This window comes from Oribacterium sinus, assembly GCF_963537195.1.
Lineage (GTDB): Bacteria > Bacillota > Clostridia > Lachnospirales > Lachnospiraceae > Oribacterium > Oribacterium sinus_A.
Window position 1 is genome coordinate 1 of the sequence record NZ_CAUTEG010000057.1, and the last position, 15503, is coordinate 15503.

At 44.3% G+C, this 15503-nt stretch carries 12 protein-coding genes; all 12 read right to left on the minus strand.

Features of this window, described 5'->3' with window-relative positions:
* Positions 1-1013, minus strand: a 1013-nt coding sequence (locus RYL27_RS07435; protein ID WP_314966293.1) for a Sapep family Mn(2+)-dependent dipeptidase, incomplete at its 3' end; no start/stop codon positions are given.
* A 167-nt stretch (positions 1014-1180) separates the two neighbouring features.
* Positions 1181-2773, minus strand: a complete 1593-nt coding sequence (locus tag RYL27_RS07440) for a peptide chain release factor 3 (RefSeq protein ID WP_314966295.1) — start codon at positions 2771-2773, stop codon at positions 1181-1183.
* A 171-nt stretch (positions 2774-2944) separates the two neighbouring features.
* Complete coding sequence (ftsZ, locus tag RYL27_RS07445; protein WP_314966297.1) at positions 2945-4216, minus strand: cell division protein FtsZ; 1272 nt, start codon at positions 4214-4216, stop codon at positions 2945-2947.
* Between the two features lie 164 nt (positions 4217-4380).
* A complete protein-coding gene (locus tag RYL27_RS07450) occupies positions 4381-5103 on the minus strand; it encodes a cell division protein FtsQ/DivIB (RefSeq protein ID WP_314966300.1) in 723 nt (240 codons plus the stop codon).
* A 109-nt stretch (positions 5104-5212) separates the two neighbouring features.
* Entirely contained in the window at positions 5213-6361 is a 1149-nt protein-coding gene (locus RYL27_RS07455; protein WP_314328560.1) for an FtsW/RodA/SpoVE family cell cycle protein, read from the minus strand.
* A 123-nt stretch (positions 6362-6484) separates the two neighbouring features.
* Positions 6485-7855: a UDP-N-acetylmuramoyl-L-alanine--D-glutamate ligase gene (gene murD, locus RYL27_RS07460; protein ID WP_314966302.1), complete on the minus strand. Its 1371-nt coding sequence runs from the start codon at positions 7853-7855 to the stop codon at positions 6485-6487.
* A 124-nt stretch (positions 7856-7979) separates the two neighbouring features.
* Entirely contained in the window at positions 7980-8936 is a 957-nt protein-coding gene (gene mraY, locus RYL27_RS07465) for a phospho-N-acetylmuramoyl-pentapeptide-transferase (RefSeq protein WP_314966304.1), read from the minus strand.
* Positions 8937-8965: 29 nt separating this feature from the next.
* Positions 8966-11263, minus strand: coding sequence for a peptidoglycan D,D-transpeptidase FtsI family protein (locus tag RYL27_RS07470; RefSeq protein WP_314966306.1), 2298 nt, complete (start codon positions 11261-11263; stop codon positions 8966-8968).
* Positions 11241-11798, minus strand: a complete 558-nt coding sequence (locus RYL27_RS07475; RefSeq protein ID WP_314966308.1) for a septum formation initiator family protein — start codon at positions 11796-11798, stop codon at positions 11241-11243. Before RYL27_RS07475 ends, RYL27_RS07470 begins: the two co-directional genes overlap by 23 nt.
* 88 nt (positions 11799-11886) lie before the next feature.
* On the minus strand, positions 11887-12822 hold the full coding sequence (gene rsmH / locus RYL27_RS07480; RefSeq protein WP_314328555.1) for a 16S rRNA (cytosine(1402)-N(4))-methyltransferase RsmH: 936 nt from the start codon (positions 12820-12822) through the stop codon (positions 11887-11889).
* A complete protein-coding gene (gene mraZ, locus RYL27_RS07485; RefSeq protein WP_183683222.1) occupies positions 12822-13247 on the minus strand; it encodes a division/cell wall cluster transcriptional repressor MraZ in 426 nt (141 codons plus the stop codon). The genes rsmH and mraZ overlap by 1 nt, the downstream gene beginning before the upstream one ends.
* A 412-nt stretch (positions 13248-13659) precedes the next feature.
* Positions 13660-14754 carry a redox-regulated ATPase YchF gene (gene ychF / locus RYL27_RS07490; RefSeq protein WP_183683224.1) on the minus strand — a complete coding sequence of 365 codons (1095 nt, stop codon included), beginning with the start codon at positions 14752-14754 and terminating at the stop codon, positions 13660-13662.
* Positions 14755-15503: the final 749 nt, after the last annotated feature.

A 15503-nucleotide genomic window follows, 5' to 3' on the forward strand; every position in this document is an offset into this window, starting at 1 on the left:
CGAAGCTCTTCTCCGTCAATGGCATAGATATCCAAGGTACAGGTTAAATCCTTACTTTCCTTATCCTCCATCTTAATGCCCAAGCCGGAGCCGTCGGTCTTTCCGTAGGGGAAAAGTTCCAAAATATGCTCTAAATCCTGCTTCAGCTCTGCTCCGATAGAGGGAAGCTTTGTGGCAAAAATCACCGCTGCAAGACCTGCATTTTTTCCAAGGTAGGGAGTTGCCGCATGGGCGGAGGTTCCGATTACCGTAACCTCATTGCCGTTTTTACTGATCTTTACCTGACACTGCTCTTCCACCGCCTGCTTTGCAGCTTGGAACTCCTCTTCTCCTAATGCAGAGAAAACAAGTACAGCTTTCTGCGGTACCGCATTTACCGCAATTCCTGCCTTTAAGGAAAGAAGACTGCTCTCCTCCTTCCCTCTTTTCTTGAAAATTGTTCCTTTGAACTGTCCCTTTTCCACGTTAATGATGGGGAACTCCGCATCCGGAGTAAAGCTCATCTCTCCCGCCTTCTCCCGAGCATAGTAATACTCCAAATCCTTGGAACCGGTCTCTTCATTGGTTCCCATAATCATACGAATTCCCTTCTTCAGGGGGTAGCCAAGCTCCTTTACCGCACGCATAGCATAAAGCCCCGCAAGCATTGGTCCCTTATCGTCACTGACGCCACGTCCGTAGACAATTCCATCCTTTTCCAGCATTTTAAAGGGCTCGGTAATCTCCCAACCTTCTCCTGCAGGAACCACATCCAAGTGTGCCAAGATATCCAGACTTCTGGGAAGCTTTGCATCCAAATCCGCTGTTCCCACATAGTTTTCCATATTGTTTACAGAGAAACCATAGCCTTCGCAAAGGGACAATGCCTCCTCTAAAGCCTTCTTGGGGCCTTCTCCGAAGGGGGCTCCCGGCTTTGTCTCTCCCTGCACGGAATCGATGGCAATCAGTCTGCCTAAGTCCTTAACGAACTCCTCCTCATGCTCTGCCAACCAAGTTTTGATACTCTTTTCCATAAGGTCCTTCCTTTCTTTGTGCTTAAACCATGTATGCCGTTACTTATACCTTTATGCCCTTAGACTTTAATGGCCTATAGTATCCATTTATGCCCTTAGGTTTATTTTCCTATATTATGCCTCATCTCTTAAGGCTTGTTCACTGATTATTGTTTTTCTTCCATTTTTTAGTTTCTGGAGAACTCGCTGAGCTTTAGGTTTTCATTTCTATCCAAAACCATACCGATGGACCAGGGATGGGCGAAAAGAAGTAAAGGTCTATCCTTTAAGTCCTTTACCAGCTTCATATCAGAGGTTCCGGAAATGGCGGAAACATCTATTTCCGTATAATTTTCAATCCAGCGAATATGTTCGTAGGGAAGCATTTCCAATCGCACCTCCACATTATACTCGTTTTTCAGACGGTAGGTTAATACTTCAAATTGCAGGGATCCTACCACGCCTACAATAATCTCCTCCATACCGCTGTTATACTCCTGAAAAATCTGAATTGCACCTTCCTGCGCAATCTGAGAAACCCCCTTTAGGAACTGCTTTCTCTTCATGGTATCAATCTGCCGTACTCTGGCAAAATGCTCCGGAGCGAAGGTAGGAATTCCCTCATAGACAAACTTTTTGTTGGAAAGCTCCAGGGTATCTCCGATAGAAAAGATTCCCGGATCAAAAACACCGATAATGTCTCCTCCATAGGCCTTATCCACGATTTTTCGCTCGTCTGCCATCATCTGGGTAGGCTGGGAAAGCTTCACCTTTCTGCCTCCCTGAATATGATTTACCTCCATACCCGCATCAAACTCTCCGGAACAGATACGCATAAAGGCTACTCTATCTCTATGTTTGGGGTCCATATTGGCCTGAATCTTAAAGACAAAGGCGGAAAATGCTTCCTCCACCGGGTCAATCATACCCTGATCGGACTTTCTGGGAAGAGGAGACTTGGTCATAGCCAGGAAATGCTGTAAGAAGGTCTCCACACCGAAATTGGTTAAGGCGGAGCCGAAGAATACCGGAGTTAGCTCTCCCGCATCCACTCTCTTCTCGTCAAAGGCATCTGCAGCCCCGTCCAAAAGCTCCAAGTCCTCCTGCAGCTTTTCAAAGTACTCCGCGGAAATATGATTGGGAAGCTCCGGATCCTTATAATCAAAAACTTCCTTCTCTACCGCCTTCTTTCCTCCCGCATTGCTGTGGAAAAGACTGACCTGCTCCGTTTCTCTGTCATACACGCCCTTAAAATTATGGCCGCAACCAATGGGCCAGTTAATGGGACAGGTACGGATTCCCAGCACCTCTTCAATTTCATCCAAAAGAGCGTATGGGTCTCTGGCCTCTCTATCAAACTTATTGATGAAGGTAAAAATAGGGATATGTCGCATAACACAGACTTTAAAGAGCTTAATGGTCTGGGGCTCCACACCCTTTGCTCCGTCAATGACCATCACCGCACTGTCTGCCGCCATCAAGGTTCTATAGGTATCCTCCGAGAAATCCTGGTGTCCCGGGGTGTCCAGAATGTTAATGCACTTTCCGTCGTAGTTAAACTGAAGCACGGAAGAAGTTACCGAAATTCCTCTTTCCTTCTCAATCTCCATCCAGTCGGAAACCGCATGCTTTGCGGACTTTCTTCCCTTTACCGTTCCTGCCAAGTTGATGGCACCTCCATAGAGAAGAAACTTCTCTGTAAGGGTGGTTTTTCCTGCGTCCGGGTGGGAAATAATCGCAAAGGTTCTTCTTTTTTCAATTTCTTCTCTTAAATTCGCCATGGTTCTCCTATTTATATTTACAAACGCTTTCTTTAAACCTAATTAACCTGCCTTTTGTCTTTTAATCTTTTAGTCTTTTTGTTTTTTTCTCTCTAAATCCAAGGAATCCTTAGATTCCTCCTATTACGATAAAAAAGGCTATGCCCTGGGGACATAGCCTACTTTCCGCTTTTATCTTCTCCGAAGGAAATCCGGAAGATCGATGTTGTTTTCTCTTCCTGTTCTAACTCTGCTGCTTGGGCTTTCTGTATTCTCTACAGGTCTGGAAAGATTGACTTGCGGAGTCGGTGTATATCCTCCAATATTAGCCTGACTGTTCTCTACAGGCACCTCCGGTCTTTGAGAAAGTCCGGGAGCAACAGGTCTTTGATTGCTAAGGAAAGAAGGAAGTCCGGGAGTAGCATTGTTTCCTGTTCCGGTATTGTTGGCAACGGAAGGAGTAATCTGTGGAGTCTGTGTATTTACCGTTCTGACAGTTTCTACAGTCTTGGTTCTCTCCTTGATACCGGTAGCAATAACGGTAATGGATACCTCATCCTGACTATCCTCATCATACATAGCACCGAAGATAATGTTGGCATTCTCGCCTACCAGCTCTTCTACATAGGAAGCCGCATCATTTGCCTCGATGAGACTGATGTCTCCGGAAATGTTGATGATAACATCGGTAGCTCCCTCGATGGTGCTCTCCAAGAGCGGAGAAGAAATCGCAATCTTTACAGCCTCGATGGCCTTGTCATCTCCCTTTGCCTTACCGATACCTACATGGGCAATTCCCTTATCCTTCATAACAGCAGAAACGTCTGCGAAGTCCAAGTTAATCAGTCCGGGTACATTAATCAGGTCGGTAATTCCCTGTACGGACTGCTGCAATACTTCATCAGCCTTCTTTAAAGCTTCGGGAAGGGAAGTCTTCTTCTCCACAATCTCCAACAAACGATCGTTGGGGATTACAATCAAGGTATCTACTGCATTCTTTAATGCATCAATACCCTCCATGGCATTCTTCATTCTCTGCTTTGCTTCAAAGCGGAAGGGCTTTGTTACAACACCAACGGTAAGAATGCCCATATCCTTTGCAATTCTGGCAATGATAGGAGCCGCACCGGTTCCGGTTCCGCCACCCATTCCGCAGGTAACGAAAACCATGTCTGCCCCCTGTAATGCAGCGGTAATGTCCTCTGCACTTTCCTCGGCAGCCTTGGTACCGATTTCAGGCTTTCCTCCACATCCCAGTCCCTTAGTTAATTTCTCACCAATGGTCATAGCTGTAGAAGCCTTACTGGACTGTAAAGCCTGCTTATCTGTATTCACCCCTATAAATTCTACTCCGGCAATGCCCTCGTCCACCATGCGATTCACCGCATTATTTCCGGCACCACCAACTCCCACAACAATTATTTTCGCAGCCGCTTCGGACTCGGGAAGCTTAATTTCCAGCATATCTTCCTCCTTCAATCTATGACTTTTTTCCTTTTAGGAACGGACTCTTCTCCACATTAATCCTAACTATATCATTATAAGAATTTTCGGCATTTTGTAAAGACTTTCCTTAAGGATGATACACAGATTTCAAAGAAAGTGCAAGTTCAATTCTTCCTACAAGTTTATTTATTTTCTCGAAAGATATAGGCTTCCTTTTCTTTTCTTCCTTTAAACTCACTTAAATCCAGGGTTCCTTTCCTTCCGGAAAGAGCCGGCAGAATGTCCTTTAAGCTCATGACCTTCTGCTCCATATCCTCATTTCCGCCAAGGAGAACCCGAATATCTCCCACATGGATAATGGCCTGAGTTCCACTATATTCAATATAATCACAGCTGATTTTTTCCTGTTGCAGGGAGGCACTGAGATTCAGAATATCCTGGAAGACCCCCTTATTTTCCACCGGAAGAGCCTTGTAAAGACTTACGGAGGAAAATTTCAAACCCTTTACCTCCGGAATTCCGGGGGCTTTTTTCTTGGTGGATTCCACCACTACCCCGTCTCCGTCAAAATAAAAGTTGCTGGACATGTATTGCACATAGCCCACCATATTTTTTTCATAGATAATAACTTCCACGCTCCAAGGATTCTTCCAGCGCATTTCATACCGTTCTATAAAAGGAAGGCTTTTGTGGGGACGAAACTTTTCTTTAAAAAAGGCATAGGCGGATTTCTCATCCCATTCCTCCTGAAAGAGCATTGCCTTAATTTCTTTTTCGCTGTACTGCTTATTCCCCAAAATCTTCACATCCGAAATACGAATACTGACTATCAGCAAAAGTAGTAAAAGAAAAAAAAGAATCAGTCCATAATGTATTAATTGTTTCTGTTCTTTTCTTCTGTTCATTTTCTGTTCATCTTCCCTTATCACTCCCAAAGCTTCCTTACTTCTATAGTATACATCGACAAACGCTGATTATTTCTTAAGTTTCCAAAAAAACGCTGATTTCCTACTCTTATTTTTCGGAAGAAATCGACTCATCCAAAGTAGTCTGATAGGAAACATTCAGGCAGATTCCGATTTCCGCCAGCAAAATCACAAGGGAGGTTCCTCCGTAGCTGATAAAGGGGAGGGTAATTCCGGTGTTGGGAATAGAGTTTGTCGCTACCGCAATATTTAAAATTGCCTGTAAAGCAATGTGGGACATTACGCCGATAACCAGCAAAGAACCGAAAAGATCTCTGGCATTTTTTGCAATCTCATAGAGACGAAAAAGAATAAGTGCATAAACCAGCATCACGCCAAGGCCTCCCACAAAGCCCAGCTCTTCACAAATGATGGTAAAAATCATATCATTCTGGGACTCGGGCATAATAAACTTCTGAATACTCTCTCCCAGTCCCCTTCCGAAAATGCCTCCGGAACCGATGGCATAAAGCCCCTGCAATGTTTGAAAGGTTTCATCTTCATAGGAAGAAGGATCCTTCCATGCTAAAATTCTGGTAATCTGATAACCGTGTAGCACCTTCATTTTTTGCAACAGCAAAGAAAGAGGATAGGCGCCAAGATACGCCGCTATTCCTCCCCCCAAGAGCATCAAATGATACTTATAGCTTTTTACCGCCACAAAGAGCATAAATGCCGCAATTCCCGCTACAATCATAGCGGTGGACAGGTTGGTATAAGCAATGATTGCTGCCGGAACCAGCGCCCAGGCCGCCGCTTTTAACATGGGAACGAAACCGTCAAGCTTTCTTCCCTTATGGGTTAAAAGCGTGGCAAAGAGAATGATAATGGCCGGTTTCATCAGCTCCGAAGGCTGGAAACGTACACCGAAAATGACAATCCAGCGGTTGGATCCGTGGGATGCCACACCGATAAGGCTGGTGACGATTACCGCCACAGCGGCAATGGCATAAATCACCAGATTTAACTTGGCAAAGATATGGTAGTCAATAAATCGGGAAGTAAAAAGCATGACCAGAAATCCAAATCCGGCAAAAAAAGCCTGTCGTTTCAGATAAAACATCTCTCCCAAATTATCTCTTTCCGCCGTATAGGAAGAGGCGGAATACAGCATCAGCAGCCCAAAAAGGGTAATAGAAAAGACCATTACCACCAGGGAAATATCATAAAATCGTTTTAGCCTTCTTTTTCCAGCCACTGATTTCCTCCTCTTACAGATTCTTCATGCAGTCTTTACAGCTTCTTCACGCAGTCTTTACAGCTTCTTCTCGCAGTCTTTACGGCTTCTTCTCGCAGTCCTTAAAAATTCTTCATGCAATCCTTAAAGGTTCTTCACGCAGTCCTTAAAGATTCTGCCTCTTTCCTCATAGTCCTTAAACATGCCCCAGGAGGCACAGGCCGGACTCAAAAGCACATAGTCTCCCGGATCTGCATAGGCTGCACAATCCTTTACCGCCTCATCCATATCCTCGGCAAACATCACATTATGGAAGCCGTTTTTCTTGGCAGTTTCTGCAATCTGATTTCTGGTTTCTCCAATCAAAACCAAGTACTTAACTCTTCCTTTAAATTCCTTCACCCAGGGGTCAAAGTCCACGTGCTTATCATATCCGCCCCCAATCAAAACCACCGGGCCCGGCATTGCTCTCAGGGCTTGGATTGCCGCATCCACATTGGTGCCCTTGGAATCGTTGTAATACTTTACACCGGAGCGCTCCCGAACAAATTCTATTCTATGCTCTACAGGCTTAAACTTCTTGCAAACCTTGATAATCTTGTCCATGGGCACGCCCATTTTCAGACCGACTCCTACGGCGCAGAGGATATTTTCATAATTATGCTTTCCCAGCAAATGCACATCCTTGGTGGTGAAAAGCTTCTCCTCCTTATCCGCCTTCTTATAATAGAAGGTATCTCCTCTCAGGAAAAGCGACTCCTTTTCCTTGGTATCCTTAGGCTCTTCCTCGGAAGAAAACCATAGTACCTTCGGCTTTAGGCTTCTTTTCTTTCCGAACTTTCGAAGCTCCGGATCCATATAGTTTAAAACGATACTGTCTTCCTCTTCCTGATTTTCCGCAATGGATTCCTTCACCGCAATATAGTTTTTCATGGTCTTGTGTCGATCCAGGTGATCCGGGGTAATGTTGGTGATGGCGGAGACATTGGGGCGAAAATCCACGATGGTTTCCAGCTGAAAGGAGCTGACCTCACAAACGGTGGCGGACTGCTCCTCTGTCTCAAGAGCCTCTGCCGTGAAGGGATTTCCGATATTTCCCACCACATGGGTATCACTGTATTCGCTTTTCAAAATCTCCCCGATAAGACTTACCGTAGTGGTCTTTCCGTTGGTTCCCGTTACCGCACAAAGTTTCCCTTTACAGGATTGGTATGCCAATTCAATTTCTCCGATAATAGGGATTTGGGCGGTGGAAAGCATTTTCACATAAGGCTCATCTAAGGGGATTCCGGGACTGATGACAGAGGCGTTAATATGCAACAAATCAGAGGCCAAGAGCTTGCCTTTAATCAGGCTTACCTTGTCCTTCTTTTTAAATTGGCTCAGCAAGGCTCTATCCTCAACCTTGGGGTTCTTATCGAAGAAAATCACTTCGCCCCCCATGGCAAGAATCTGCTTTGCCGCCGCAACACCGCTCCGTCCTGTTCCCAAAACCAAAATTTTCTGCTTGTCCATCTTCGTCCCTTTAACCTCTTTGAAATCCCTTTCCCTGTGCTTGTAAGTTCTGCAAAGCCCTATCTTCTCCCCTTTAGGCCTGCAAATCTATTTCCCTAAATTTCTTATTGCTCCGTCCTTCTTTTTACAGAATCATAAAGCAGAAAAAACATAGTAAAATCGTAACAATAGTGAAAATTGTCACCACCTTGGTCTCGGACCAACCCGAGAGTTCAAAATGATGATGTATGGGCGCCATTTTGAAAATTCTCTTTCCATGGCTCCATTTGAAGTAGCTAACCTGAAGTATTACGGAAAGCACTTCCACGAAATAAATGAAGGCAAAAATCGGAATAAATAAGGCAATTTCCTCCTGGATGGCCATAGCCACCACAAATCCGCCTAAAGCCAAGGAGCCGGTATCTCCCATAAACACCTTGGCCGGATAGGCATTAAAGCATAGAAAGCCCAGAAGTCCGCCCAAAACCGCCCCCATAAGGGGAGCCATATCCCCTGTTCCCAGGTGATTTTTCAAAAGTAAGAAAAACACAATCACCGCAGTTACAGAAGAGCAAAGACCGTCAATACCGTCCGTAAAATTTGCTCCCGTATCGGTAGCGGTAATAATAAAGAGGGAAATCGGGAAGAACAGAACCAGTCCCACACTGTAAGCTTCCTTACCAAAGAAAGGAATGCGAAAGGCTCCGCTATATTCCTTGGAATAGAATATATAGGAGATATACAGGATGGAAATAATCGTCTGGCACAGCATCTTCTGCCTTGGATTAAAGCCCTCGGACTGATGCTTTACCACCTTCAGGTAGTCATCAATAAAGCCTACTAACCCAAAGCCCATCCCCAAAAGGTAGGCCGGCAAAATATGGGGGTAGGTTCCCGCAAAGGGAAGACAGGCTACACTGATAGCAATCAAAAATAAGATGCCTCCCATGGTAGGCGTCCCCTGCTTTTTTAAATGACTGCCCGGACCGTCTTCTCTGACTTCCTGCCCAAACTTTAATTGATGTAAAAGCTTGATTCCCTTGGGCGATATCAAAATCATCAACAAAAAGGAAATTCCTAAGCTTACTCCCTCAATGAACATTTTCCTCCCCCTTTTCCTCCGATTGTACTTTATCTGCTTATTCCGGCTTCTGTGCTTTCCGCCGTACTGGGCAGCTCGTCCGGAACTTCTCCCTCGTCTTCCACCTTCTCATCTGTGTCTACGCTTCGCTTTACCGCTTCACTTTCTCCCGTAGACGTAGAAGTATTTTCCTTAGTATTCTTTGAAGAATTTTTTCCGGTATTTCCGGAGATACTTTCCTTCTTATCCCCCTCTGGACCCTCAGCATCTTCCTTTGCATCATTTCCTTCTACAAGACTCTCTCCCGTCTGTAAGTCCTTATTTAAAGATGCATTGGGATCCGTTTCTCCCTGTGGAGGAATGTTTAAAAACTGTAAGGCATCATTCATAATCTTCTGCTCAATTTTGGTGGCAAAAGATGCACTGGCCTGCGCCTCTCCCTCTAAGTTGGGAGTGTCCACCACCACATAGACCAAAAGTTGCGGATCCTCTACCGGGGCAAATCCACAGAAGGAAACCAGATAATTTTTCGCAGACCTTGGTAGTTTCTGGGCTGTTCCGGTCTTTCCTCCCACATGATAGCCTTGTATCTGTGCCCGCTTTCCGGTTCCTCCCTCTACGGTTTGGAATAAAGCCTCTCGTAAAAAGGCACTGGTATCTTCAGAAACGGTAACCCGCATAAGCTCCGGTTGTACATCCTTAATCACCGTACCGTTGGCATTTAAAATCTGCTTTACCACATGGGGTTTGTAATAGGATCCCCCATTGATGACACTACTAAATGCGGAAGCCATCTGAATCATGGTCACGTTAAAGTTTTGTCCGAAGGAATTGGTGGCCAGAGTGGTCTTTCCCAAGGTATCCGCCGTGTAAACCAAAGAGGCGGTATCCGCCTCTCCCGGAAGGTCAACGGTGGTTTTATCTCCAAAACCGAATACATGCTGGTACTTTACGAAAGTTTCCGCCCCCTCTGCAAAGGCAGTATTCATCATATAAACGTTACAGGATTGCATCAAAGCCTGCTCTGCATCGATGGTTCCATGGCCGTCTCTCTTAATACAACGAATTACCCAAGTATGCACTCCGTCACTTAAGGTTACTTTTCCATCACAGGTAAAAGTAGTTTTCGGCTTAATAACGGACTCCTCCAACGCTCCCGCTACAGTAAAGGGTTTCACCGTAGAACCGGGCTCATAGGTGTCGGAAATTACGGGGTTTCGCCATACCTCATTCCAAGCCGCCTGCCTTCCATAAGAAAGAAGCTCCTCTTGGGTAAAATACTGACTAACCTCTTCTAAAGAAATACTTTTATTTTCATGCTCTCTTTTATATACGATTTGGGCTTCTTTTTTTCCAAGCTCCAAAAGAAGACTCTCCGGATATTCCGCATCATCCAGCTTTCTCGGCTCATTTAAGTCATACTGCTTGGTGCTGGCCATAGCCAGGATTTCTCCGGTTTTCGGATCCATGACAATGGCGGAAGCTACCTTGGAACCCACATCCTGGGTTTGCCATTCCTGCAAATATTTTTCCACCGTCCTCTGAATGTTGTAGTTGATGGTGGTAACCAGGCTATTTCCGTCGGTAGCTTCCCGAATCACGGATTGCAGCTTCGTATCGGAATCCAGATATCCATAGGTTCTTCCATTGGTACCGATAAGGCTTTTGTTATAAAACTGCTCTACCCCGGCCTGTCCGCTTTCCCCGTCATCCGTAGTAAAGCCAATGATATTACAAGCCAAATTTTTATAAGGATAATATCTTCTATACTCTTCTTCAAAATCCAGACCCTTAATCCGGTCTTTCTTTCCATCTTTTTTGTACTGCTTATTTTGCTCGTCTATATAATCCAAAAATGCCGTCCGCTCTTCATAGGACAATCTTTTTTTATACTTATAGTAGGCACTCTTTTTCCCGTCCGGCAAAGCATCCTGCTTGGCAATATAGGCCCTAAGCTCTCCCGCATCCTCTTTAAAAAATTCCTCCACCGCCTTTAAACTGGCTTCCTCATAACGCTTGTCCTGATAAGAAGTCATGGTTCTGGCATCCACAATCAGATTGTAAACCTTCTGGCTGGTGGCCAAAATGGTTCCGTTTCTATCCATGATATCTCCTCTTTTGGCAGGAAGTACCTTGGAACCATATTGGGTTTGCCTTTGTCTTAATACCTTTCTGTTAAAAGCCTCGTTGTTGTTTCGTACAATCTGAAACAGGGCAAAGGTCAATAAGAGAAAGAGAATCAGAAAAAAGCAAAAACCGATAATCAGTTTTTCTTGCATATAAAACGGCAGAATTTTCGTCTGCCGTCTTCTTCTCTGTTCAGCTTCAGGATTTGGGGATGTTTTCATACTGCCTTACGTACTCACTTTCCGACTTTTTATACTCTATTACCTGATTTTCCCCCGGATATACCATCCCCAGTTCCTTGGTGGCAATTTCATAGACCTCTTCCGGATTCACGCTGGTATTGATAGCATTCTGCAAAGCGTCATTTTTCTGCCGCAGCTTATCCAAGCGGGTTTTCTCTACCTCAATTTTTCGAATTCTGGTATTTACCTCCGTCTGCAGCTGAATGTAATGAAAGCATAAACCGCCCATCACAAACATCATCGCTGTAACGCAAAATACCAAGAACAGATTGGCAGAAGTTTTTTCCTTCAGTCTCTCCTGCTGCAAAATGTGATTCTTCTCTCTTTCCCGAAGAATCTTGGCTCTTTCCTGTAAGACCCGTCTTTCCATGCCGGAAGCAGCTCTTTTCTTTCTCTGCTCCTGCTTTTTCTCTATTTTTTTCTTTTCTACTCGCTTCTTTGGGAGATACTGCTGTTTCACGGCCAAGCTTCCTTGCACATATTGCAGCTGTCTCCTCTCTCCCCTTTTCTTCATATACTCCCCTTTATTCCCCCGAAAATATCTTTATGCCCTCTGCGCAAGTTTTCCAATAACTTGTACAGCCGGACAATTTCTTACTCCTTTATGCTCTTTCAAAAATCCTAAGCTTCGCACTTTTTGCTCTGGGATTTTCTTCCATTTCCTCTTCACTTGGACAAATGGCTTTTCTGCTGATGACCTTGCCCAAACTTTTTCTCCCGCAGGTACACACCGGAAAGTCCGGCGGGCAAATGCAAGGATTCTCCGCGTCCTTGAAGCTTCGCTTTACAATCCTATCCTCCAGAGAATGGAAGCTGATAATACAGATTCTTCCTCCCGGATTCAAGGCTTCAATCATGCTCTTCAAGGAATTCTCCAAAACCTCCAGCTCCCGATTTAAGGCAATCCGGATGGCCTGGAACGTTCTTTTTGCAGGGTGACCACCCTGCAGACGAAACTTCATGGGAATGGCATGGGAAATGATTTCTGCCAATTCCTTGGTTGTTTCAATGGGTTTTTCCTGTCTTGCCAAAACAATGTGCTTTGCAATATTTTTTGCAAACTTGTCTTCCCCATAGTCCCTTATGATGTGAAACAAGGAGGATTCGCTGTAGCTGTTCACCAAATCCTTTGCACTAAAGTCCTGTCTTTGATCCATCCGCATATCCAAGGGTGCATCAAATCGATAGGAAAAGCCTCTTTCTTCTTCATCAAACTGATGGCTGGAAACGCCTAAGTCTAAAAGAATCCCGTCCACCTTTTCTATAGAAAGGGAAGATAGGATTTCCGGAAAATGCTCATAATTGTCCCTAATGATGTGAAGCTGCTTGGCAAAGGGCTTTAATCTTTCTGTTGCCGCCAGTATCGCATCCTCATCCTGGTCAATACCGATCAGCTGTCCCTTTTCCCCAAGTCTTTCCAAAATATGGAAGGAATGTCCTCCACCGCCCAGAGTGCCATCCACATAGATGCCATCCTTCTTGATGTTCAGACCCTCCATACATTCTTCAACCATGATACTTTTATGAGAAAATTCCATTATATGCCCATGCCTTCCATGTCTTTAGCCAACTCTTCCGTATCGGAAAAATCATTCTTCTCTTCATAGCTCTCGGCAGACCAGATTTCCGCATAGTCTCCCACACCCAGAAGCATCACATCTTTTTCCAATTCCGCCTTGTCCCGTAAGACCTGTGGAATGAGGATACGTCCCTGTTTATCACACTCCACCGACACTGCACTACCCAGAATATAACGCTTTAACTTTCTCGCCTTTTCACTGGTCATGGGCAAAGCCTGTAACTTTTCCTCCAACTTCTTCCATTCCGGAATTGCGTAGAGGGAAAGACAGCCATCTAATGAACGGGTTAGGAAAAATTCGCTATAACCATCCTCACGGAACTTGGCAGGAATCATCATCCTGCCCTTAGTATCTAAATTTAAATGATACTCTCCCGTAAACATACTTACCACTTTCTCCCACTTTTTCCCACTTCTCCATTATAATACCGAGTTTTCAGGGAAATGGCAAGACAAGATACTAGAATTTTCCCACTTCCTTCCCCTGTTTTTTCGAAAGAACAAAGAAGAAAAATCTCTAAATAGTAAAATGCGGAAAATTGTGGATAAAAGCCGTAAATTCAAAGCTTTCTCCGCTCTATGCTCCCGGAAAATCCAATAAGGAAAGAAGCAGTCATGTCAAAAAAGCATAAAAAAAGAAGATGAGCAAAAAGTCATCTTCTTAAAATTTATGTTTTTTATTGTTGGAGCATATTTTCTGCTGTTGGAGCATATTTTGCTATTGTCAGGGCAGGTTGTTCTATGATTTAAGCTAAACCGGCCAAAGCGAAAGGAAGCCGGCTCCTTGGATATTCATTTAGACATTGAAGCGGAACAGTACCACATCTCCGTCCTGCATCACGTATTCTTTTCCTTCCATACGCACAAGTCCCTTTTCCCTTGCCGCAGAAAGAGAACCGTTATCCAGCAAATCCTTGTAATTTACCACTTCCGCCTTAATAAATCCTCTCTCAAAGTCGGTGTGAATCTTTCCTGCTGCCTGAGGCGCCTTGGTTCCCTTCTTAATGGTCCAAGCTCTGGTTTCCTTCTCCCCTGCTGTAAGGTAAGACATCAACCCAAGCAAGGAATAGGAAGCACGAACGATCTTATCCAAACCGGACTCGCTTAATCCAAGGGACTCCAGATACTCGCCCTTTTCCTCCTCGGAAAGCTCGGAAATCTCCTGCTCAATCTGGGCGGAAATCACGAAGCTTTCGGAGTGGTTCTTCTTTGCATATTCCCGAACCTTTGCCACATGGGGATTGCTTTCTCCGTCATCCGCAAGACTTTCCTCCGCCACATTGCAGGCATAAATCACAGGCTTTCTGGTAAGAAGCCCGATGCTGTCCAGTAAAGCTCCCTCTTCCTCGTCTGCTTCAAAGTTAATGGCCAGTTTCCCCTCTTCCAGATGAGCATGAAGCTTTTCCAAAAGGGCATATTCCTTCTTGGCATCCTTATCATTATTGGCAAGCTTCTTGGTCTTTTGCATTCTTCTATCCAAAAGCTCCAAATCAGAGAAAATCAGTTCCAGCTCAATGGTTTCAATATCTCTGATAGGGTCTACGGAACCGTCTACATGAATCACATTGTCATCTTCGAAGCAACGCACCACATGCACAATGGCATCCGTTTCCCGGATATTTCCCAAGAACTGGTTTCCCAAGCCTTCTCCCTTGGAAGCGCCCCGAACCAGACCCGCAATATCCACAAACTCGATAACCGCCGGAGTGATTTTTTCAGAATGATACAGGTCAGACAAAAGCTTCAAACGCTCGTCCGGCACAGCCACTACACCCACATTGGGGTCAATGGTACAGAAGGGGTAGTTGGCAGACTCCGCTCCCGCCTTGGTAATGGCATTAAAGAGGGTGGACTTTCCCACATTTGGCAAACCGACAATTCCTAATTTCATTTTTACACTCCTATCTTCTAAATCGACAATTTATGACGAACTTTTCATACGTAATGGGAAATAATAAACCTGAGGTATTATACCATCCCCATGGAGTTCACTCAATAGGACTTTGTCGGTCCAGGCTTTATATAAACTGTGCCCACATAATAGGTACACATTCTAGAGATCCATCCTTTTGATAATCCTTTGTGTATAGCAATATTTCACGCATTATTCTTGCATTCTCATAAATATAGCCCAAGTTAGCCTGTAACTTACCATTTAAAAGCTTGGAATATATATCATTTTCTGTAAAATCCTTTCAAAACACTTGATACCTGATATCTGGATACATTTCCCATGAGCTGAGCAGGAATTGCATCAAAAAGTGCCGATATCTTTCCCCTTGAATCAATCTTACGAAAATCATCCTCCAGAGCCCAGCGAAATTCTTCATAATCTTATATTTCAATACCGCAAAATCGTCAATTTATATTTAGCCATTTTCCTCATATTCGTTAATTGTATTTGCTAAATCGGCCCATTGATTTACTTTCTGTAAAATTGTTCTATCTCCTGCATAAAACAATCCGATTTTTTTCTATCTAGGATGATACTTACCTTCTCCAACTTATTTAGTTTCTTCTCATGCAAACCATAAAAAATGGGATTCCTAACTTTTATGGTCATCTTCAGACAATGAAACGGACGCTTCTTCGTTTTTATTTGTTCTATATCTTCAAGTTTAAATTTAAAATGTAATACAC

Excerpts from the sequence above, each read along its gene's own strand:
- RYL27_RS07440 (WP_314966295.1), bottom strand. The coding sequence starts at position 2,773 with ATGGCGAATTTAAGAGAAGAAATTGAAAAAAGAAGAACCTTTGCGATT.
- ftsZ (WP_314966297.1), bottom strand. The coding sequence starts at position 4,216 with ATGCTGGAAATTAAGCTTCCCGAGTCCGAAGCGGCTGCGAAAATAATT.
- RYL27_RS07450 (WP_314966300.1), bottom strand. The coding sequence starts at position 5,103 with ATGAACAGAAGAAAAGAACAGAAACAATTAATACATTATGGACTGATT.
- murD (WP_314966302.1), bottom strand. The coding sequence starts at position 7,855 with ATGGACAAGCAGAAAATTTTGGTTTTGGGAACAGGACGGAGCGGTGTT.
- mraY (WP_314966304.1), bottom strand. The coding sequence starts at position 8,936 with ATGTTCATTGAGGGAGTAAGCTTAGGAATTTCCTTTTTGTTGATGATT.
- RYL27_RS07470 (WP_314966306.1), bottom strand. The coding sequence starts at position 11,263 with ATGAAAACATCCCCAAATCCTGAAGCTGAACAGAGAAGAAGACGGCAG.
- RYL27_RS07475 (WP_314966308.1), bottom strand. The coding sequence starts at position 11,798 with ATGAAGAAAAGGGGAGAGAGGAGACAGCTGCAATATGTGCAAGGAAGC.
- rsmH (WP_314328555.1), bottom strand. The coding sequence starts at position 12,822 with ATGGAATTTTCTCATAAAAGTATCATGGTTGAAGAATGTATGGAGGGT.
- mraZ (WP_183683222.1), bottom strand. The coding sequence starts at position 13,247 with ATGTTTACGGGAGAGTATCATTTAAATTTAGATACTAAGGGCAGGATG.
- ychF (WP_183683224.1), bottom strand. The coding sequence starts at position 14,754 with ATGAAATTAGGAATTGTCGGTTTGCCAAATGTGGGAAAGTCCACCCTC.